A 22,940-nucleotide genomic window follows, 5' to 3' on the forward strand; every position below is an offset into this window, starting at 1 on the left:
TGATGAACACCAATGAATACGAAGGAGGAATACAAGTGAAAAAATGGGCGCGGGCACTGTATCAGCCAAATCTTCCATTGGAAGAAAACCATCGGGTAACAGCATGCGAAGAACACATCCGGTTATCAAAAGAAGCTGCAACAGAAGGAATGGTGCTTTTGAAAAATGAAAAAAATCTGCTTCCCCTGGCAAAAGGAACCAGACTGGCACTTTTCGGAAAAGGTACCTTTGATTATGTGAAAGGTGGAGGCGGCAGCGGAGACGTAACTGTTTCCTATATTCGTAATTTATATGAAGGTCTGAAAATGCAGACCGGTATAGTAGACATATATGAACCTTTGGCAGATTATTACAGGGAAAATGTGCACCACCAGTATGAACAGGGAACTGCTCCTGGGATGACAGTAGAGCCGCTGCTTCCGGAAGGGCTGTTAAAAGGAGCAAAGGCTTTTGCAGATACTGCCGTGATCGTGATCAGCCGTTTTTCTGGAGAAGGATGGGACCGTTCTGGTATAGAATGCAGGGATGAAGATGATGAACTGCCGCAGGGCGAACTGACCATGCCCAAGATCTCCCAGCAGGTATTCCCAGATGGGGATTTTTATCTTACAGAAAATGAGAAGAAGATGATCCGTCAGGTGGAAACAACATTTGACAAGATTGCAGTAGTTTTAAATGTTGGCGGGATTGTGGACACTACATGGATCAAAGAAAATGATCAGATCAGCAGTGCACTTCTTGGCTGGCAGGGAGGCATGGAAGGCGGTCTTGCCATGGCAGAGATCCTTTGTGGAAAGGTAAATCCATCCGGAAAGCTGACAGACACCTTTGCAAGGAGAGCTGAAGACTATCCCTCTATGGAAACCTTTCATGAGTCTTTCTACTATGTGGACTATATGGAGGATATCTATGTAGGATATCGGTACTTTGAGACCATTCCCGGTGCTGCTGCAAAAGTAATATATCCCTTTGGATATGGGCTTTCCTATACGGACTTTGAAGTACAGACAGAACAAACAGAAGAAAGAGAAGGCAGGATCTTAATTTATGTAAGGGTCACAAATACAGGGAAGCGGGCAGGAAAAGAAGTGGTGCAGGTGTACTTTCAGGCACCCCAGGGACTGCTTAAAAAGCCATTCCGTCAGCTGATCACGTTTGAGAAGACAAGGCTTTTACAGGCAGGGGAAAGCCAGATTCTGAAGCTTTCCTTCAAAGCAGATGAGATGGCTTCTTATGATGATCTGGGTAAGATCCGTAAATCTGCCTGGGTCCTGGAAAAAGGAACCTATGAATTTTATGTGGGAACTTCTGTAAGAGACACAGAAAAAACAACATATAGCTGGGAGCAAAAAGAAGATAAAGTTACAAAGCAGCTTATGGCAAAGCTGGTGCCGTCCAATCTGAAGAAAAGGATGCTGTCTGACGGTACTTATGAGGCTTTGCCATTAATGGAAGCCAATGATCCGAATGCATGTGTTTTTGAAAAAATGCATCCTGGAAGCGAGGAAGGGCTTACACCGGTTATCCGTGCATGGGAACGGAGAAAGCTTTGGGGAGTGAGAAAAGAAGAACCAAAGCAGTTTATACAGGTGGCAGAAGGAACACTGACGATGGATGAGTTTATAAACCAGCTCACAGAAGAAGACCTGCTGGAGCTTCTGGGTGGACAGCCTAATACAGGAGTGGCGAATACCTTTGGATTCGGTAATCTTCCCGGATACGGAGTACCTAATATTATGACTGCAGATGGTCCGGCCGGTCTCAGGATCGCACCGGAGTGCGGGATCTGCACTACAGCATGGCCCTGCGCTACACTTCTTGCATGTACCTGGAATACGGATCTGGTAGAAATGATAGGTGAGGCCGGAGCCAAAGAGGTAAAGGAAAATAATATCGGCGTATGGCTTACTCCAGCAGTAAATATCCACAGAAATCCTCTTTGCGGCAGGAATTTTGAGTATTATTCAGAGGATCCGCTGGTAGCAGGTAAAATGGGAGCAGCCATGGTACGTGGGATCCAGTCCAGGCATATTGCAGCTACTGTAAAGCATTTTGCGGCTAATAATAAAGAAACTAACAGAAAGCACAGCGATTCCCGGGTATCTGAGCGTGCACTTCGTGAAATCTACCTGAAAGCTTTCCAGATTATTGTTGAAGAGGCTGATCCATGGGCAATAATGTCTTCTTATAATATTATCAATGGACACAGGGCTTCGGAATGTAAGGAATTGCTGGAAGACATTTTGCGTGGAGAGTGGGCCTTCAAAGGAATGGTTACCACGGATTGGTGGACCAGGGGAGAACATTACAAAGAGATTAAAGCAGGAAACGACTTGAAAATGGCAAACGGCTTCCCGGAAAGAGTGAAGCGAGCCATGGATCTGGGAGAATTGGACAGGAAGGATCTGGAGCATTGTGCAAAGAGGATCCTGGAACTGATCCTGAAACTGGATTGATCATAAAAAGGAGCACATCTCATACTGTAAAGGGTATGGAATGTGCTCCTTTTCATATATTACCGGATGTGTACCGGTGAAATCAGATGGTCACTGTCGGGAACTGCTTGCCAAACAGTTATATCAGATATTCATTTTTCTTCAGCATTTCCAGAAGGATGTTCTGTGTGTATGCTCCGATATGCTTCTGGGTCTCTTTATCCAGCTGATCCACATAAATAGGTTTGCCGTATTCAATAACTACATGGCAAGGCTTGATCTTTGGAAAATGAGCTTCCCACAAATTCACTGAACCGGAAATCGCCATTGGGATAATAGGGCATTTGGCACGGGTGGCAATCTTGAAGCTTCCCTCATGGAATGGCAGAAGATCTGTCTCCTTTTCATTCTTATTACGTGTACCCTCAGGGAAAATACAGATGGAAATCCCGGATTTTACCTTCTCAATAGCAGTAAGAATGGTTTTCAGTCCCTGTTTAATATCTGTACGGTCAAGGAAAAGACAGTGCAGATACTTCATCCAGCTGGAAAGAAGAGGTACCTTCTCAAGCTCCTTTTTGGCTACATAGCCTGTGCGGATAGGACATCTGGGATATGTAAGCGGAATGTCGAAAAAGCTGCGATGATTGCCGATGTAAAGGACCGGTGCGTCCTTGGGAACATTCTCCTCGCCGATCACTGTGACCTTAACTCCGGAGATCCATAGAACACCCTTAAATACAGCCTGGATGATTCTAAGGGAACTGATATCCTTGGCAGATGGTGAAAATTTCCCGATGATCCATTCAGCGATAAGAAGGGGAATGGAAAGGATAAGAAATACCACTACATAGGTTACACAAAGTATAAATCGAATCATAATTTTGGCTCCTTAGTTTTCCTGAATTTCATTCTAGCAAGGGAAAAATGGAAAGTCAATACTGTGTTCATAAACGGCAGAGTACCGCATAAAATGAATAGTGAAAGACCAGTGGAGGTTTGCCATGGGAAGGAGAAAACTGCTGATCAGTCTGCTGCTGTTAATGCTGGTTTTGCTTTCAGGCTGCAGATTTGTCAAGATCCGGGAGGAAGAAAGGCAGCCTCTGGAATATGAAATCGTCGGCCAGGATCAGATACCCGAAGAGCTGGCAGCGATTATCCGGGAGCGTAAAACCGGAAAAATGCAAATGACTTATCAAAGAGGCGGGGAGATGTATCTGGTAAAAGGCTACGGACAGCAGCTTAGCGGCGGGTACAGCATTCAGGTGAAAGAATTGAGCTGTTCCTCCAACGGAGTGTTTTTTAAAACCAGGCTGCTGGGACCGGAGGATCTGGAAAAGGCGTCAGGAGTTCCATCCTGCCCTTACATTGTGGTTAAGATGCAAAACCGAAAGGATCCAGTGGAGTTTTTGTAAAAAGATTTTTGTAAAGGGAAGCAGGAAGGAGAGGGGAAAGTGGAATTAAGAAAAGAAAGTGTTCAGATGCTGCGGATCAAAAGCAAGGCCACCAGTCAGGTGACTTTTGATGTGGATTATAATGTGCCGGATGTAAAACCGGATATTGGCCGGATGATCCAAAGTAAAGGTGAGGTTTCCATGGATGAGGTGCGCCTGGGTGAGGGGAAGGCATTTATAAAAGGAAATCTGCTGGCAGATATGCTGTATGTGGGGGAAGAAGCCGGAAAAGTGCACAGTCTGACAGCTAAACTGTCCTTTGAGGAGACTTTGAACCTGGAGGGAATCGTCAGTGGGGATAAAATCTGCCTGAAGTGGGAGATTGAAGATCTGAGTATACATGTGATCCATTCCAGGAAGCTGAATATAAAAGCCATTGTTACCTTACGGGCAGTTGTGGATGAAATGAAAGGGATTCTGATTCCTGTAGACGTTTGCGAAGAGAATGTTTCTGTAAAAAAGAAAAAGATTCATCTGATGAGTCTGATGGTACATAAGAAAGATACTTTGCGGATAAAGGATGAAATGACCATTTCTTCCAATAAGCCCAATATAGGGAATCTGTTGTGGCATACCATTTCGGTAAGAGGTCTGGATCTGAGGCCGGAAAACCATCTCCTTCGGGCCAGAGGGGAACTGGCGGTGTTTGCCCTGTATACCGGAGATGATGAAGGAAATACCCTGCAGTGGGTAGAATATGCCCTTCCTTTTGAAAGGGAGGTAGAATGCAGCGGATGCCAGGAGGAAATGATTCCGAATATTGAAACCTGGGTGATGCATCAGTCACTGGAGGTAAAGCCAGATGCAGACGGGGAAGAGCGGATCCTGGTTGCAGATGTGGTACTGGAACTGGATCTGAAGCTTTACAGGGAAGAGGATCACCAATTGGTACAGGATGTATATTCCCCTCTTAAGGAGTGTATTTCTCAAGGGAAAACAGAAACACTGGAAGGGCTTCTGGTACGAAACTTTTCTAAGTGCAGGGTAACAGACCGGATCCAGGTAAAGGAGACCCAAGGCAAGATCCTGCAGCTGTGCAGCAGTCAGGGCACGATAAAAATCGACAAAACAAAGATTGTGGAAAATGGTATCCAGGCAGAAGGGATCCTGCTTTTGAAAGTGCTGTATGTGGTAGGAAATGATGAAATGCCGCTGTATTCTATGGAAGGAATGATCCCATTTACACATGTGATCGAAGCTCAGGGAATCCGTGAGGGATGTTCCTATTATCTGCAGGCAGAGCTGGAGCAGCTCTCTACTATGATGGCAGACAGCAACGAACTGGAGATCCGTGCAGTTCTTGGCCTGAATGTTCTGGTGCAGCAGCCAGTGGAAGAGCTGATCATTGACAGGATCCAGGAAAAGCCTCTCGACATGGAAAAAATACAAAGTATGGCGGGAATCACCGTGTATATGGTAAAACCAGGGGAAAGTATGTGGGATATTGCTAAAAAATTTTATACCACAAAAGAGGAAATCATCAGGATGAATGAACTGGCAGATGATCTGGTAACACCGGGGCAGCCATTATTGTTGGTAAAAAAAGTATAATTCCCCATGAAAATATGTATTGAAATAAATACAAAACTCATTTAAAATGGATTGTATACAAAGTACAAAAGATGTGGGGGATTTTATGCGATTACGTGCATATGCGAAGATTAATCTTGGATTAGATATTCTGGGGAAGCGGTCTGATGGATATCATGAAGTAAAAATGATCATGCAGACCATTCAGATGTATGATCTGCTGGAAATAAAGAAAAAGAAAACATCAGGCATCAGCCTTACATCCAATGTGCCCTATGTGCCTACAGATGAGCGGAATCTTGCATATAAAGCAGCTAAGCTGCTGATGGATGAGTTCGAAGTTCAGGAAGGGCTTTCCATTAAGCTGGAGAAATTTATTCCTGTGGCAGCAGGGATGGCCGGGGGCAGTTCTGATGCAGCAACAGCCATGATAGGAGTGAACCGGCTGTTTCAGCTGGGGCTTACAGACCGAGAGCTGATGGAGCGAAGTGTACAGATTGGTGCAGATGTGCCCTATTGTATCATGAGGGGCACAGCCCTGGCAGAAGGGATCGGGGAACGATTGACTTCATTACCTGCTCTTCCCAGATGCTATGTTCTTATTGGCAAGCCCTCGGTAAGTGTATCTACCAAGATGGCATATGAAAGTCTGGACCTGACTTCCGTTTCGGTACATCCGGATATTGATGGTATGATCCGTGATATCCAGGCTGGGGATCTCACCGGGATAGTATCCAGGATGGGGAATGTATTTGAGCCAGGTATCCAGAAGCGGTATCCTGTGATCGGGGATATCCGCAGACTGATGGAAGAGTATGGGGCCATGAAAGCTATGATGAGCGGCAGTGGTCCTACTGTATTCGGCATTTTTCAGGATGCAGCCCAGATGGAAAAGGCAGCAGCAGCTTTGCGGGACAGCCATCTGGCAAAAGTAGTATTTGCTACAGAAGTATACAACCGGAATGGAGGAACTACCAATGACAAGTGATTTTTCGGCAGATATGAATGAGTACCTTCCTCTGCGGGAAGTTGTTTTTAATACCCTTAGGCAGGCAATCCTGAAAGGTGAGCTGAAGCCAGGGGAGAGATTGATGGAGATCGCACTGGCAGAGAGGCTGGGAGTCAGCCGGACTCCTATCAGGGAGGCTATGCGTAAGCTGGAGCTGGAGGGGCTTGTAGTTATGATCCCAAGAAGAGGTGCACAGGTTGCTAACATTACAGAGAAGGATCTGAATGATGTGCTGGAGGTACGTATCGTTCTTGAGAATATGGCCATTGAGAAGGCATGCGCCCGTATGACTGAAGAGGATATTGAGAAGCTGTGGGCGGCTGCCAAGGCTTTTGAGCAGACTACGGCAGAGGGGAATCTGGTGAAGATGGCAGAGGCTGACGTGGCTTTTCATGAGATCATTTATCAGGCCTCTGACAATAAAAGGCTGATCCAGGTACTGAACAATCTTCGGGAACAGATCTACCGCTACCGGGTAGAATATCTGAAGGAAGAAGAAACGAGGAATCTTCTTGTAAAGGAGCATGAGGAGATCACACAGGCGATCCGGGAACGTAATGTGGGACAGGCCAGGGAGCTTTCCTACCAGCATCTGGAGAACCAGCGCAAGGGGATCATTTCTTCCATTCAGACAGAAGAGTGATCTGCAGTTGCTTTCACCGTACTAGTACAGGTGGATCTGCTTTATTAAAGATATAGATCCGCTGATGTTCCTGCATAAAACCCAAATATCTGGAAATTCTAAGAGAGATGTAAAAGTCTCTCTTTTTTTATGTTTTATGGAGGAATGGCGGTGGATAAGAATAACAGCAAAACGGAAGAGGAGAAAAAGGTTTCGGTAAGTCTGAGGGAAAACGAGGCTTATATAAGGAAACGGTGTGAAAACTGCGGAGATATTGTGATACGTCCTATGCGGCTGGGAAAAGAGCGGAAAGCAGACTGCCTGATGGTTTATCTGGAAGTGGCAACCGCCAATATGATGCTGGAGGATTCGGCACTTGGAAAAATGATCAATCACTTCTGGGAAATTCCTCCGGAACAGATCCGGGAATTTGTGAAGAACAACAGCCTTGGCATTGCATCAGCAGGGAAACTTTCTACAATGCAGGAAGTTTTTGCAGCACTGCTGGCAGGGAATGCGGTGTTTTTCCTGGATGGATTTGATCAGGCAATGAAGATCTCAAGCAGCGGCTATCCTGGTATGGGCGTGTCTGAAACGGAAACGGAAAAGGTACTAAGAGGATCCAAGGAAGGATTTTCTGATAGTGTAAAGATCAATTCTGCACTGGTAAGAAAAAGGCTGCGGGATACCAGAATGAAGGTGGAAGAGCATTATATGGGTGTTCGTTCCAATACCCTGATCCATATGCTTTTTATGGAGGATCTGGTACGGGAAGAGCTTCTGGATGAGATACGGGAGCGGATGGAAGCCTTTCAGGTGGATGGGATCCTGGACAGCGGCATGCTGGAGCAGCTAACAGAAGATTCCTGGATTTCACCCTTTCCCCAATATCAGACTACAGAGCGGCCGGATCGGGCGGCACAGGAGATTTTAAACGGAAAAGTAGTACTGCTTTGTGACAATTCCCCTTTTGCTTTAATCTTTCCGGGAACTTTTTCAGGCTTTATGGAAAGCAGCGAGGACTGGTATAACCGGTTTGAGATGGCTTCATTTCTGCGGATCATGCGGTATCTGGCAATGCTGGCCGCCACACTGCTTCCAGGACTTTATCTGGCTGTGATCCGGTTCCATACCCAGGTTCTGCCGGCCAATCTGATCCTGTCTTTTGCACAGGCAAGGGAAGGCGTGCCTTTTTCCAGTGTGGCCGAGCTTTTGTTTCTGGAGCTGGGGTTTGAACTGATCCGGGAGGCAGGGGTACACATACCGGGAACACTGGGAAATGCCATGGGGATCGTAGGCGGCCTGATCATAGGATCTGCAGCAGTGGAGGCCAATCTGGTAAGTCCCATCGTGGTAATGATCGTAGCGATTACTGCTCTTGGTTCACTGGCAATTCCAAATGAAGAATTTACGTCTGCTTTTCGGCTTATTAAATATTTTTTCCTGTTTCTTGGCGGCTATCTGGGTATTTACGGGATGGTGCTGGGGATCTACATGGTAATCTCTCATCTGGCGGGGCTTTTAAGCTTTGGATTTCCTTACCTTGGTGCGTTTACCAGGAAGAACAAAGCCCAGGGAGTAGGGGACGGCATTTTCCGGATACCATTTCGGCTTCGCAGGTACAGGCCTGTGTTTGCCAGCAGAAAAGAAAGAATCCGGCTGAAAAGGAGAAAACAGTAATGAAAATGGAAGAAAATAACAGGATTTCTCACAAACAGCTTTACTTCCAGATCCTGCTTACGTTTACATCCCCGTTACTTCTGGGACTTTTTGGAAAAGGAAGACCTGCAGGAATCTGGGGGATCCTGGGTACGGCAGCAGCGGTGATCCTGTTGTTCCTTTATCTGGTATTTCTCATCCGGCTGGCACCTTTTTGCACAAATCTGAAAAAATATGCAGGGACAGGGGGAGGCATTGTGATCGCCTTGTTTTTGTCAGTATATGTGATCTTAACCTGCGGATATCTGCTGCATATGCTTGCAGTGATCGTACCGGAGAGCCTGACAAACCAGATCAGCGGAAAATGGATCGCTTTTCTTGCAGTGCTGGTGTGTGCTATGGGCACCCATAAAGGGATGCAAAGACGGGGGCGCATGGCAGGAGCAAGCGGTGGCCTGTATTTGGCAGCAGTTATTCTTCTTATGGTACTGACCGCATTTCAGGGAAGGAAGGATTATCTTGTACAGATGATAGAGGATTCTGTTGCAGCAGGTCTGGAGTTTAAAGATGGATTTTATATTCAGTTGTGTGCTTTTTCAGGGATCGGACTTTTGCCTTTTTCCCTGCCTTGCGTGGAAAAGCAGGGCAGCAGCGGAAAAGTCCTGGCCTGTGGGATATTGACTCTGGGCGGGATACTTGTGGGAATGGAGCTGCTTCTGCCCGCTGTTTTTGGATGGAACAGGGTTTTGCAGGAGGAATATCCGGTGCTGCCTCTTTTGGCAGGTGCCAATCTGCCGGGCAATGTGCTGGCGAGATTTGATGTGATCTGGATGGGAATCCTGGTGTTTGGGCTTTTATTTTCTATAGGAAGTCTTCTTCATTACGGTGATCAGATCCTGAAAAATGCCAGGCTTGGAACTGGCAGATACTGGCTGGCAGGTGCTGCTTATGCTGTTTCCCTGACGAAAGTAAAGGGGCTTGGTATCGGGCAGATTTTTGAGCCCTATTTGGAGTATGTTTTCCTTCCCGGGCTATTGCTTCTGCAGATATTCCTGATGGTGCGGAACCGAGGAAAATGGAAGAAAAAAGGTCTGGCAGCTGCGGGAATGGTTTTGAGTATGTGTTTATTTGCAGGGGGATGCGGAGGTGTTGAGCCTGAAAAAAGAATTTATCCGTTGGCCTTAGGCGTAGATCTGGATGAAAAAAAGAATTATGTTTTCACATATGGAATGCCGGATATGATGCGGGCTACCGGGCAGGATAAGGCAGGAGAGGAAGGCGTGGGCAGTCTGACTGTTTCAGGTAGCAGCTTTTCTGAAATAGAGCAGGTCTATCGCAGGTCACAGGGAAAATATCTAGATCTGGGACATCTGCAGATCCTGGTGCTTGGTAATTCCATGCTGGAAAGGGAAAACTGGAGGCACCTGGCAGATTATCTGCGGCAGGAGCTTTATGTAGGGGAAAATATTTACGTATTTCAGGCAGAAAACGGACAGAGGGCTGTAAGCTGGAGGTCCGGTACAGAAAGCTCTCTCGGAGAATGGGTACAGGGGATCATGGAAAATAACCAGTGGGACAGAAGACCTGATGGGATCACTTTGCGGGACATTTATTATGATTTTTATACAGGAAAAGAACTACAGAAGCTACCGGTGATCCGTGTGGAAGGAGAGCAGATCCATGTGGATTTTCCAGGGCAGAATAAACAGGAAAAAACAGGGAATACTTAAGGGAAAGAAACAGGAGGTACAAAAGGTGAGAAAGTGGTTAAGGAGAAAAAGCACCCGGCTGTGTCTTTCCCTGCTGTCAGGTCTTCTGGCAGTGGGATTTACAGGAAATACAGCGGATATGGGAAATACACAAAAGCCTCACAGTATAGTGGCATGGTGGGGGCTTTTGTACCCTGATTTTTGCAGGATTCCGGCGGAAGAATGGAAAGAGGAGCAGGATGTGGAGGATACACAGCCTCAATATGTCTTTTGGATTGTGGAATTTATAAAGAATCTGTAAGTGCAAAGCACGGAACAATCCGTATAATCATGATTTTGGTGTTTTAACACCAAAATCATGATTATACCAGGGGAAGGCATGTGGGTTTTTGTGAAATTTTGCGACTTTTGTGTTGGGGTTTATGGAGTTTTATAGAGTTTATATGGGATTTTGTTACTTTTTATGTTGTGGTTTATGGAATTTATATAGGGTTTTATGATGGATTTTATTGACATATATTTATCTTTTCAATACAATTAAAATAATAATAATCACAAGAGGGAGAGGAACAACATGAAAAATCGTTTGATATCACGAGTATGTTCCGTGCTTTTAACGGCTGCAATGCTGGTGACTTCTGCACCTGCATCTGTATTTGCAGAAAGCATAGGAGAAGAGAGTGTTTTCACAGATGTGGAAGCAGAAAATGACTTTGCAGAACCGGAAGTAAAGGATGCACAGGATCTGGAAAGCGAAGTTGTTGAGGATGTGGCAGAGGAGCCGGAAGCAGAGGCAGATCAGCTCTCTGATTTTTCAGATGGAGCCACTGTCCAGGGGACAGATCCTGTCCTGGCTGATGGTCAGGTGGACGCAGACCAGGTAGCATCTGTGTCTATAGATATGCTTCATGCACAGACTGAATTTTATGAACATCTTACTGATCCATGCAGGATCGTAGGTGCGGTGCTGCATATTACTTACGGGGATGGTTTTACAACAACGCTCACATTTAACCAGTACAGCTCTACAGTTGAAGATAATGATAAGGGATATCAGTGGACCTATACTTATGAAAAAGATGGACAGCCGGTAAGTGGTATGTTGGCTGCAGGTACATATGACCTGGTTCTTACAGGCAAAGATATCCGTGGGAAGGGAAGACCGGATGTTACAGTGAAAGAGGGGATCTGTCCCATTACTATAAAGGCCAGAAGTGAAGCACCAAAGCTTACTGTGGGTGATGAGAATCATGATATTGCAAGTCCGGCAGACGGAAGGGATTCCTGGTATCAGATCACAGCTCCCCAAACAGGTATTTATGTTTTTGAACCAGTGGGGGATTATGTAGATGTGATAGAGGAGAATGGTGACAGTCTTACCGGAGTTGACCGGCTGTTTACACACCCTCATGAATTTACCAGCGTTGCTTATCCGATGACAGCGGGGAAAATATATTATGTGAACTTTAGAGGTAACATTAGTATTTATGATGATGACGGGTATCATGCATCAAATACGGCTTCCCAGATGAAAATCTATCAGACTCCGGGGATTTCTGCTGTTGAAGTAGATGATACAAATGTGCAGAAGGACTTTGTGGCGAATCAGGATGCGGTCTCTTTCGGGGGTGCAAAGGTACATATAAATTATGATAACGGAACATCTTATGACCTTGAGTATAATGGCGGCAGTGTGTATGACGAATATGGAAATAATTTTTCAGAGTATATCATAACAAATGATGGTATGTCTAGAGGCGAAGTTGAGCTGGAAGCAGGAGAATACAAAATATACTTTACCTGTAACGACCAGAATGTGGGCCAGAAGAATGGATATGATATCCGGGTGATCCCATTAAAGGAAGTACGTACTTTGCAGTCCGGTTCCAATGCAGATATAGAGGGCTGTTCAGGAAGGAACTACTGGTATCAGTTTACTCCTGGAAAAGACGGTACATACAAAATATATCCTATGTCCATCAACAGCTGGGTTTATCCGGAAAAAGAGGATTCTTCCAGTTATGCGAACAGTGATGCACTGAGCGCTGTTTCAGAGGATGATAATAAGGATACCGGGCTTGGACGGACTTATGAGCTGAAAGCAGGAACTACTTATTATCTGAAATTTTCTGACCATCTGTACACAGGTATTGATGAGAATGGGTATCCTAAATATGCAAATAAGGCAGACCTGCAGATTAAACTGGTTCCCCATGTGCAGTCTGCAAGCACAACCTTGTATCGTACAGAGTTTACAGAACGCTGGTCCAATACCTTGCAGTCAGAAAGTGTTCTTCATGTTATATTCAGTGACGGAACTACAGAGGATCTGGGTTTTGATGAAAGGACAGACTCTCTTGGAAATAAATACAGCAAATACTTCCAGGATATTTTAGACGAAGAGGGAGAAGAGTATGCGATGGGTGCTTTTTTGCCTGCAGGTACTTACAAACTGATCGTAAAATGTAATGACAAGCCCCTGCCCCTAGACAAAGAATATACTATTCATGTAAGTGCACTGGATGAGCTGACAGAGCTTCATGAAGGAGTAAATAAAGAAGTAAAATATAATAAGACCAGCGGTAACAATCAGGAATGTGTATGGTATCGTTTTACAACAAAGGATGCAGGAAATTATGTGATCCATGGCAGCAAAGAGGTTTCTTCTGTAGTCCGTGAAGATTATGGAAATGATTACACGGATCTTGTCTGGGGAAAAACCGATGATGGAGATCAGGTTTATACCCTTGAAGGAAATAAAACCTATTACATAGGCCTGGGATATGACTGGATGGATGTGACCGAGACAGTATGTGATCTTACCATCACGAAGAAAGAGGATGCACCGGCGATTCAGTCTGCTAGCCTGGAGTTTGGCGAAATGAACTATACAGAGCGACTGGACGATGTGTATTTGAGTGGTACATTCACGGTTCATTATGAAAATGATGTTGAGAAAGAATTTACTTTTGATGGTTGGAATAAGAAGGAAGCAGTTGACGAAGATTATGGATATGTTTATACCTATAAGCTGCAAAGATGTGATGTGGAAGATGGCATAGAAGTGGCACCTGGGAACAGCCTGGGGGCAGGAACCTATAAGATCCTTATAAGCTGCAATGGAAAGCAGATCACAACCATGGATCAGACATACACCTTCCAGGTGAAAGCAGTTTCACAGCTTGCAGAGCTTAAGGTAGGGATCAATAATGGAGTGAACAGCCCTGCAGGTAAATATTGCTGGTACAGATTTACAGCACCGGCATCCGGGAAATTCAAACTTGGGATTAATACAGAAGATGAAGATGCTAAAATGGGCACAGTAAGTGTCTTCCAGTTTCTGGATGACTTTGAGGATCTGCTCGCTCCGGAAATGAATGCAGAAGGGTATAAAACCTACAATCTAAAGCAGGGTACAACCTATTATGTTGGCTTTAGCGGCAGGGTATTTCTTGGTTATGACGATGAAAGCGATGAGATGTATACCAATGTTTTCAATCTGAAGATCACATACCTGAAAGAAGTGAAAAAGGCTTCTATAGAGTGGAAACTGGAAAACAAGATAGCTGAGTATATAGATATGTTCTATCTGTTTGGTATCTTACATGTTACATATCAGGATGGCACAACAGAGGATGTAGAGATCCGCACCAATGAGGATAATCAGGATATATCAGGCAACAGCTATGATCTGTGGCCGCAGAAAGTCAGTGTGGATACAGATTCTTCCGCACACTATCCTGCAGGAACTTATAAAGCAGTGATTTATGTCAATACCTTTGATCAGCTGACCATCGAAAATGAAGAAGACTGCATGATCCAGGTATTGCCTGTAGATCAGATGGTTCTTGGCACTTTAAAAATGGGCACCAACGAAAATATAAAAAATCCATTACAGTATCGTAATGCCTGGTATACCTTCACACCGGATCACACAGGTGCGTATGTGTTTGATCCGGCACTGCGGCCGGTTATCTATGCTATGGAAGGCGAAAAGCCTGTAGCTCAGCGGGAAATAGTGAACACTTCCGATTGTACTGTAAGATATAACCTGACAGAGGGGATCACCTATTATGTTGGGTTTAACGGGGGATTTGTTGTAGGAATTGATCCGGATGACCAGCATTTGATCTGCACAGATATTGGAACTGTCAACATTCATGAATATCAGTCAGAAGACCAAATAGGGGATAAGATGGATGAAATCGACAGTACGCTGGAAGAAATTCTGGAAAACATTGATGAAGATACAAAGGAATTAACAGAAGAGCAGAAGGAACGCATCAATGATTCTGTAAAAGACCTCATTTCCATTGACAATGAAGAACTGGCTTCCAGAGGCAACTTGAATAATGTTCTTCCAATATCAGAGAAGCTGGCAATAATGGCCAATGAGAATGTTACAGATACCGTTACAGATGTAACAGATAAGGTAGGCAAGATCCAGGTTACAGGAGCAGCGCTTACTGCTTTGGATGCTGCGTCTGCCGGAACCAGCCAGGATCAGGTACTGGCAGCCAAGCTGACAGTAAAGGAATCAGGTAATACTTACGGTTATACACCAGGTAACAGTCTGGTACTTAGTATTAAGCTGTCTGTAGTGGATACAAAAAATAATAACCAGGTAGTGGAAGGAAAAGAAAACATCCAGCCATCTGCACCAATCCGTGTAACAATGCCGATCCCGGATGGAATGGATCCAGATAATATGAAGCTGATCCACGTACTGGGGGATGGAACAAGGGAAGAACTGCCATTTGATTATGAGGAAGAGGACATGACCGTTACTTTCCTTATCAGTTCTCTTAGTGATTATATCTTTACTGAAGAAAATCAGGACAGTGATATTTGTACAGCTCATGTGCCAAATGAAAACGGATGGGTTACTGTAAAGGAGCCAACTTGTAAAGAGGCAGGTCTGAAAAAGACTACATGTATTAAGTGTAACACACCGGTAGAGGCAGTGATCCCTGCAACTGGAAACCACAGCTATACAGTGGAAATCGGAGGCAAGGCTGCTACCTGCAGTGAGAATGGATACAAGGTTCTTAAGTGTGCAACCTGTGCTGAAACGACCCAGACAGTGATTCCTGCAACAGGTAACCATCAGGCAGGAGAATGGACAGTGGTTCAGGAGGCAACTGCTCTTGTGGCAGGAAAGAAGGTACAGAAATGTACGGTATGCCAGAAAGAACTGAACGTACAGGAAATTCCTGCACTGCCGGCAACACTTACCATGTCTGTTGGGGCAAAGAAAACGGTTCCTCTGAAGGTAAAACAGTCTTATACTGTGAAGGTAAGTGGTCTGGCAAAGGGCGACAGTGTTGACCGTTTTGTTAGCAGCAAACCAAAGGTTGCAGCAGTAAGTAATAAAGGGAAGATCACAGGCAAGGCAGCCGGTACTGCAGTGATTACAGTGAAACTGAAAAGCGGATATTCTGTATGGTTTAAGGTAAAGGTACAGAAAAAGGCAGTAAAGACTACTGCTTTGACAGTTACCAATGCTGCTACAGGCAAGAAGGTTGCAAAGAGCGTAAAGCTTGGAAGGAACAAGAAGTTGAAGCTGCAGGCAACAGTTGCACCTGTGACAAGTCTTCAGAAGGCAACATATACTTCCTCCAACAAGAAGGTTGCCCAGGCTGCTAAAAATGGAGTGATCACAGGTAAAAAGGCCGGTACTGCAGTGATCACAGTAAAATCAGGGAAGAAAACCTGTAAGATCAAAGTAACCGTTAAATAAGGAGCAGGGTCTTTCCGTTTACATGGGCAGGATCTTTCTGGTTCATGCTCAAGGGCGGCCTGTCTTGCACTTGGGCTGATTTGGTGGTAAAATGATTCAACAATCCTAAGATGCAGGGGACAAATTCTGCCCTGAATCCATGAGAACGGAGAATTAATAATGAAGATAGATAGAGATGCCCCTGTTGGAGTATTTGATTCCGGGATAGGCGGGTTGACTGTGGCAAGAGAGATCATGCGTAATCTTCCTTCGGAGAAAATCGTATATTTTGGTGATACAGCCAGAGTTCCATATGGAAGTAAATCAAAGGAGACGATCGTCAGATATTCCAGGCAGATCATCCATTTCCTAAAGGAACAGCAGGTAAAGGCTATTGTCATAGCCTGCAATACAGCCAGTGCCTTTGCACTGGATACTGTAAAGGCAGAGCAGGATATTCCGGTGATTGGAGTGATCGAGGCCGGTGCAAAGGTAGCTGCTTCAGTGACCAGGAATCACCGCATTGGTGTAATCGGCACAGAAGGTACCATTGGCAGTGGGATCCATGCAAAATATCTGAAAAAGCTGGATCCGAAGATCACAGTGATCGGCCGGCCCTGCCCGCTGTTTGTACCTTTAGCAGAAGAAGGGTGGACCCATGATCCTGTAACCACCCAGGTAGCCGAAAGGTATCTGGAGGATCTGAAAAAAGAGAACATTGATACACTGATCCTTGGCTGTACCCATTATCCATTGCTGAGATCCACCATCGCACAGGTGATGGGAGATGGTGTACGCCTTGTGAATCCTGCCTATGAGACAGCGTTGGAGCTGGGACGGCTTTTGAAAGAAAAAGATATGCTCAGTGCAGGAACAATCCAGGAGGATTTTCCTTATAGATTTTTCGTCAGCGATCTGGCAGACAAATTTACAGGATTTGCAAATTCCATCCTGCCCTATGATGTGTCTATGACAAAGAAGATCGACATAGAGAAATACTAAAAGGACCGGCATAAGAACAGGGACATAACAAAAACAGAGAATTATAACACAGGAGCAGGATGCATATCCAAAAGGCCGGCTCCGGTGTAATGCCGAGGCATTCTTGAACAGAAAAGGAAATGAACATAACATGGAAAAACAGGTGCTGGTGCATGTAAGCGGATTGCATATGATGGAAGGAGATGGACAGGAGGAACCGGTAGAGATCGTGGTTCCGGGGGAACATTATTTCCGCAATGGCAGCCATTATGTGCGATATGAAGAAATGTTGGATGACAGCAATAAACCAACAGTAAATTATATCAAGATCTCCCCTAAGGGGATGGAGGTGCGTAAGAAAGGCCTGGTGAATACCCATATGGTCTTTGAACAGGGAAAGAAGAATGTGGCTTTTTATACCACACCCTTTGGCACTCTGCAGATGGGGATCGCTGCTACGAATCTGGAATTTAAAGAAAAAGAAGGATGCCTGGATATGAAAGTAGACTATGCCCTGGAAATGAATGAGGGTTATGTGGCGGACTGCTGTCTTTCTATTCTGGTAGAAGAAAAGAACGATCATTTTGCTTTATAGAAGATATTGAAGATCCGGGTAATCCGGATCCAAAAAAAAACCTGTATATACAGCCTGGGAAGCAGGTCTGTGTATACAGGTTTTTGTATACGGCTTTAGCTTGTTCAAAATGTCTACGCAGCGTGTAGACATTTCATATAGTGCCGAAATACGGTTTATTTCTTTTTCTTGTTTTTCTTGTCGGTTGTATTGGTATTAGCTGCAGCAGTTTTGGTATTTTTTGCGGATTTGCCGGACTGCTTTGGCTGTGACTGGACTTCCGGAGCTTTGTCTTTTTTGAAGCGGGCAAAAAAGCCTTTTTTCTTCTTGACTGGAGCCTCCAGAGTACCATGGATACCCTTAACACCTACAATATATAATCCGCTGACTTCTGCCTTGATCTCTTTCTTTACTGGGATCAGGTCAAAAACCTTCTCATCTGCGATCAGGATAGAAATCTTCGGGCCGACTTTTGCTTTTACGATCGGCAGTTTGGAACGGCGCAGAAGCTTTGGAGTCTGGTCAATGACCATCTGTGGAAGACCGGACTGCTTCAGCGGCAACCGTTTTTTGTCGATGACCAACATGGAAACCGTCTGTTTGGAAGCTTCGATCTGTGCCTGCTGCTCCTCTTGCTTCTTCTGGGTCTTTTTTCCGAAAAAATACAAGCCGATCAACAAGCCTACCAGAACAACCAGAATGACAAGAAGGACGATAGTTACTGTACTCATATACGCATCCTCCTGTGTGTAATTTGTAATAATACTCACGCAGAGTTTATTTTAACATTGTTTGAGGTAAAACGCAATTATTAAAATAAAATTAAAACGGAATAGGAATGTAGAATTTAGGAGAATAAACGGTTATAATAAAAAATACGATATTGGGAATCATACAGATAAGAAAAACTTTTTGGACGGATGCTTTTGTATCGTCCATGAAGAAAAAGGAGTATATTGAATGAGGGAGATGAAGCCGGAACAGGAGGACAGCAGGGAGATTAAGGACGAACTGCAGCTTCCTGAAGAAGAGAAGCCAGGATTCTGGGGAGACAGTTTGGCTGATTCCGGGGAAACGGATACAGATGAGAAGGCTGAAGCGGCTTATTATGAAGCACGCAGACAGGAACGGCATGAGCGGATCCTGCTTCGCAGAAAGAGAAGAAAGCGGAACAGGATTCTTGGATCGGTTCTTGCTATATTGGTACTGTTTACCTGCGGAGGGATTCTATTCCGTAAGGATATCGGGAAGCAGTTTGGCAGGATCCGGACGGCTGTGACAAATGGAATTAAGACGACCGGTAATAAGAACAGCACAGATAATAAGAAAGATATTGATGTGGCGGCAGTGACAGGAATCACACCAACGCCAGAGGTGACAGAAGAAGCTACACCAACGCCGGAGGTGACAGAAGAAGCTACACCTACACCGGAGGTGACAGAGGAAGCTACGCCTACACCAGAGGTGACAGAGGGAGTTACGTCTACACCAGAGGTGACAGAAGAGCTTACACCAATCCCGGATCCGGCGGCAGCTGCAGAGGCAGAGCGAATCCAGCAGGTATTGGCTCAGGCAGAGAACTGTGCAGTTCAGTATGACTATGACCAGGCGATCAGCCTTCTTCAGAATGATGCTGCTTACGGAAGCAACCCTGATATGCAACAGGCTGCTGCAGGTTATCAGCAGACAAAGGATGCCTGTGTGGTATGGAGCCCTGAGCAGGTAACACATATCTTTTATCATTCTTTGATCGTAGATCCATCAAAGGCATTTGATGGAGATTACAAACAGGGCGGTTACGACCAGGTCATGACTACTATGAGTGAGTTTAACCAGATCACCCAGACCATGTATGACAAAGGTTATGTGATGGTGAGCATTTATGACCTTGCCCAGATGGATGAGAATGGTGTGATGCAGGGAAAAGAGGTGCATTTGCCGGAAGGGAAAATCCCGTTTGTGCTTTCACAGGATGATGTGTGTTATTATCATTCGCAGGATGGAGACGGGATCGCTACAAAACTGGTAGTAGATGGAGATGGCAGGGTTCGGAATGAATACGTGGAGGATGACGGGAGTATCTCTGTGGGGGATTATGATGTGGTTCCCCTGATCGACCGTTTTGTTGAAGCGCATCCGGATTTTTCCTATCATGGAGCCAAAGGCATTGTTGCACTTACTGGATATAACGGGATTCTTGGATACCGTACAGATATCAGTTATCAGACCAGACCGGATGATCTGAATGATGATAAGAAAGCCTGGTTGGATGCACATCCGGATTTTAATCTGGATACAGAGCGTGCAGGAGCAAAGGCAGTAGCAGATGCTATGAAAGCTGAGGGTTGGATTTTTGCCAGTCATACCTGGGGACATAAGAATATGTCCAGTGTATCCATGGAACGGCTTGTGACAGATACGCAGAATTTTAAGGAGAATGTGGATCCGCTGATTGGCGGTACAGATATTATTATCTTTGCATTTGGCGCAGATATTAATGATGGCGGCGATTATACTGGAGATGAGAAGTTTGAATATCTGAAGTCACAGGGTTATAACTATTACTGTAATGTGGACTCTAGCAGATATTTTGTACAGATCAGAGACGGTTATTTCCGTATGGGCCGCAGGAATGTGGATGGGTACAGGATGTACTACAATCCGGAGATGCTGTCAGATCTGTTTGATACATCTGCTGTGTTTGATCCTTCAAGACCCACGCCGGTACCACCTATGGGCTGATGCCGGGGGGATCATTATAAAGATGGCATAAACAGGAGAAAGGAAGACAGAAAATGAAACGAAAAACATGTGTGGCAGTACTTGCCATGTGTCTGATATTGGCTGCTGGCTGCGAAAATAATGGAAGCGGTAACGCAGACAGGACAAAGACAGAGGACACAAAGACCGATACAACACAGGATACAGATATGAACAAGAGCAGCCAGGACTCAGACACCCGTCTGGTCTCTGTAGATGATATAGATAAATATATTACACTGGGTGAATATAAGGGAATCGTCCTGACGAAAAGTAATGTGCAGGTTACAGAGGAAGATGTGGACAACCGTGTTACAGAGAATCTGAAGGACAATATGAAGGAAGTTACCCAGAAGGGAGCGACTGTCCAGGATGGAGATGCAGTTACCATTAATTTTGTAGGCAAGAAAGACGGAGTGGCTTTTGAAGGCGGATCAGGGAACAATTATGATCTGACCATCGGAGACGGCACCATGATCCCAGGCTTTGAAGAAGGTATTATCGGTATGAAGAAAGGTGACACCAAGGATGTTGAAGTTACATTTCCGGAGAACTACAGACAGACAGATCTGGCAGGGCAGGATGCTGTATTCCAGATCACTTTGCAGAGCTTTCGGAGAGCACCTGAGTTTACAGATGAGTGGGTGACTGATAATACCGATTATGCCAATATGGAAGAATACAAGGCAGGGGTGCGTACCCAGCTGGAAGCAGAGGCTGTAACAAATGCGGATCAGGCTTTGAAGACTCAGGCATGGTCACAGGTATTTTCCAATTCTGAGGTTAAGGAATACCCGCAAGCGGATATGGATGAGGCTTCTGCAGAGTACAAACGTCTGGTACAGAAGTATGCAGATCAGGCAGGGATGAAGCTGGAAGAGTTTGTAGAGTCTCAGGGACTGACTACCGAAGATTTTAACAGCCAGTGTCAGTATTATGCACAGCAGAAGGTAAAACAGAATCTGATCGTCCAGAAGATTATGGATGCCGAGGGCATTGCATTGGATGATGAGGAATGTCTGGCTATTCAGGATCAGATCCTGCAGCAGTCAGGTGCAGGAGATATGGCTGTATTGATTGATACTTACGGACAGGCAGCAGTGGATGAGACGATTGGACTGCTGCGTATCGAAGATTTCCTGGTAGCCAATGCCAATGTGGAGCAGACAGAAGCAGCTACGGATGCAGAAGCAACAGGTGCAGATGCAGCAAATACGGAGACAACAGAAGCAGAAGCAACAGGTGCAGATACGGCAAATACGGAGACAACAGACACAGCAGATACAGATGCAACAGGTGCAGACAGTACGGAGGCTCAGTGATGATCATTCAGGGCGGGATGGTGTTCCAGGAGGACGGAAGTTTCCGCAGACAGGAACTGTATATTGAAGGACACAGGATCGTATCCGGCCAGGAGCAGCTGACGGACTGCACTGTAATTGATGGGGAGGGATTGCTTGTTCTGCCGGGACTGATAGATATCCATACCCATGGAGCCTGCGGACATGATTATTGTGACGGAGATATGGAGGGACTGAAGGCTATTCTGAGATATGAAAGGCAGCACGGGATCACATCCTGCTGTCCAACATCCATGACATTGCCAGAGGATAGTCTGAAGGATATTTTTATCAACATCCGCAGTCTGGGAGAATACCGGGAAGGGGCAACCGTTCAGGGAATCAATATGGAGGGACCTTTCCTTGATCCTGTCAGGAAGGGTGCGCACAAGGAAAGCTACATCCTAAAGCCAGATCCTGAACTATTTAACAGGCTGAACAGGTATTCCGGCGGACGGATCCGTATTATGACCCTTGCACCCAATACAGAAGGGGCAATGGAGTTTATCCGGGAATTTCATGATCAGGTATGTATTTCCCTTGGACATACATCAGCAGATTATGATACAGCCAGGGCAGCCATGCAACAGGGAGCACATCATGTGACCCATCTGTTTAATGCTATGGAGCCTTTGGGACACAGGGCACCAGGGCTGATCGGCGCGGCCCTTGATGATCCTGAATGTATGGCAGAGCTTATCTGTGATGGGATACATGTACATCCCTCAGTAGTGAGAGCAGCATTTCATATGTTTGGATCTGAGAGGATGATCCTGATCAGCGATTCCATGATGGCAGCCGGAATGGAAGATGGTACTTACCATCTGGGCGGCCAGCTGGTACAGGTACAGAATAAAAAGGCACTCTTGCAGGACGGCACGATTGCCGGCTCTGCGACCAATCTTTTTGACTGTATGAAGAAGGCAGTATCTTTTGGGATTCCGTTGAAGGATGTTATTTTTGCAGCAACCAGGAATCCGGCAAAGAGTATAGGGATCTATCACAGAACCGGATCAGTAACAATTGGAAAGGAAGCAGATCTTCTTCTGGTAACACCGGAATTGGATCTTATTCAGGTAATATGAGTATAGAAGTGGGATGTTAATCCTGCCATATGCGAATAATCATACAATCGGTTAATCATAGTT

At 45.3% G+C, this 22,940-nt stretch carries 16 protein-coding genes; 14 read left to right on the plus strand and 2 right to left on the minus strand.

Annotation, left to right across the window (positions count from 1 at the left end; translation table 11 throughout):
- Positions 1-35: 35 nt before the first annotated feature.
- Positions 36-2,456, plus strand: a complete 2,421-nt coding sequence (locus AB5916_RS11490; protein ID WP_368190923.1) for a glycoside hydrolase family 3 C-terminal domain-containing protein — start codon at positions 36-38, stop codon at positions 2,454-2,456.
- Positions 2,457-2,574: 118 nt separating this feature from the next.
- Here AB5916_RS11490 and AB5916_RS11495 read toward each other — a convergent pair whose 3' ends face one another.
- A complete protein-coding gene (locus AB5916_RS11495; RefSeq protein WP_158421742.1) occupies positions 2,575-3,315 on the minus strand; it encodes a 1-acyl-sn-glycerol-3-phosphate acyltransferase in 741 nt (246 codons plus the stop codon).
- Positions 3,316-3,439: 124 nt separating this feature from the next.
- Here AB5916_RS11495 and AB5916_RS11500 point away from each other — a divergent pair, with 124 nt between their 5' ends.
- From AB5916_RS11500 to AB5916_RS11545, 10 genes are all read left to right on the plus strand, one after another.
- Positions 3,440-3,850: a protease complex subunit PrcB family protein gene (locus AB5916_RS11500; protein ID WP_244092893.1), complete on the plus strand. Its 411-nt coding sequence runs from the start codon at positions 3,440-3,442 to the stop codon at positions 3,848-3,850.
- A 39-nt stretch (positions 3,851-3,889) separates the two neighbouring features.
- Positions 3,890-5,440: an SPOCS domain-containing protein gene (locus AB5916_RS11505; protein WP_368190925.1), complete on the plus strand. Its 1,551-nt coding sequence runs from the start codon at positions 3,890-3,892 to the stop codon at positions 5,438-5,440.
- Between the two features lie 85 nt (positions 5,441-5,525).
- Positions 5,526-6,407 (plus strand): 4-(cytidine 5'-diphospho)-2-C-methyl-D-erythritol kinase, encoded by an 882-nt coding sequence (gene ispE, locus AB5916_RS11510; protein ID WP_368190928.1) that lies wholly within the window; start codon positions 5,526-5,528, stop codon positions 6,405-6,407.
- Positions 6,397-7,071 (plus strand): GntR family transcriptional regulator, encoded by a 675-nt coding sequence (locus AB5916_RS11515; protein WP_158421745.1) that lies wholly within the window; start codon positions 6,397-6,399, stop codon positions 7,069-7,071. Before ispE ends, AB5916_RS11515 begins: the two co-directional genes overlap by 11 nt.
- Before the next feature lie 129 nt (positions 7,072-7,200).
- On the plus strand, positions 7,201-8,730 hold the full coding sequence (locus AB5916_RS11520) for a spore germination protein (protein ID WP_368190930.1): 1,530 nt from the start codon (positions 7,201-7,203) through the stop codon (positions 8,728-8,730).
- Positions 8,730-10,439, plus strand: coding sequence for a GerAB/ArcD/ProY family transporter (locus AB5916_RS11525; RefSeq protein ID WP_368190932.1), 1,710 nt, complete (start codon positions 8,730-8,732; stop codon positions 10,437-10,439). The genes AB5916_RS11520 and AB5916_RS11525 overlap by 1 nt, the downstream gene beginning before the upstream one ends.
- A gap of 25 nt (positions 10,440-10,464) precedes the next feature.
- On the plus strand, positions 10,465-10,719 hold the full coding sequence (locus tag AB5916_RS11530; RefSeq protein WP_368190933.1) for a hypothetical protein: 255 nt from the start codon (positions 10,465-10,467) through the stop codon (positions 10,717-10,719).
- Between the two features lie 273 nt (positions 10,720-10,992).
- Entirely contained in the window at positions 10,993-16,158 is a 5,166-nt protein-coding gene (locus tag AB5916_RS11535; RefSeq protein ID WP_368190934.1) for a hypothetical protein, read from the plus strand.
- A 159-nt stretch (positions 16,159-16,317) separates the two neighbouring features.
- A complete protein-coding gene (gene murI / locus AB5916_RS11540) occupies positions 16,318-17,139 on the plus strand; it encodes a glutamate racemase (RefSeq protein ID WP_158420879.1) in 822 nt (273 codons plus the stop codon).
- Between the two features lie 130 nt (positions 17,140-17,269).
- Positions 17,270-17,713, plus strand: a complete 444-nt coding sequence (locus AB5916_RS11545; RefSeq protein WP_158420887.1) for a DUF1934 domain-containing protein — start codon at positions 17,270-17,272, stop codon at positions 17,711-17,713.
- Between the two features lie 155 nt (positions 17,714-17,868).
- Here the strand turns inward: AB5916_RS11545 and AB5916_RS11550 are convergent, their stop codons facing one another.
- The gene (locus AB5916_RS11550) at positions 17,869-18,423 is read right to left on the minus strand and encodes a hypothetical protein (protein ID WP_158420878.1); all 555 of its coding nucleotides are present in this window, start codon (positions 18,421-18,423) and stop codon (positions 17,869-17,871) included.
- Between the two features lie 229 nt (positions 18,424-18,652).
- Between AB5916_RS11550 and AB5916_RS11555 the strand changes: the two genes are divergently transcribed.
- From AB5916_RS11555 to nagA, 3 genes are read left to right on the plus strand one after another with little or no spacing between them, the layout of a single operon-like run.
- Positions 18,653-20,434, plus strand: coding sequence for a polysaccharide deacetylase family protein (locus tag AB5916_RS11555; protein WP_368190937.1), 1,782 nt, complete (start codon positions 18,653-18,655; stop codon positions 20,432-20,434).
- Positions 20,435-20,487: 53 nt separating this feature from the next.
- Positions 20,488-21,774: a trigger factor gene (gene tig / locus AB5916_RS11560; RefSeq protein WP_368190938.1), complete on the plus strand. Its 1,287-nt coding sequence runs from the start codon at positions 20,488-20,490 to the stop codon at positions 21,772-21,774.
- Positions 21,774-22,877: an N-acetylglucosamine-6-phosphate deacetylase gene (gene nagA / locus AB5916_RS11565; RefSeq protein ID WP_368190940.1), complete on the plus strand. Its 1,104-nt coding sequence runs from the start codon at positions 21,774-21,776 to the stop codon at positions 22,875-22,877. The genes tig and nagA overlap by 1 nt, the downstream gene beginning before the upstream one ends.
- Positions 22,878-22,940 lie beyond the last annotated feature (63 nt).

The organism is Blautia sp. 1033sp1_1033st1_G9_1033SCRN_220408, from assembly GCF_040929965.1.
GTDB classification, from domain to species: Bacteria; Bacillota; Clostridia; order Lachnospirales; family Lachnospiraceae; genus Blautia_A; species Blautia_A ammoniilytica.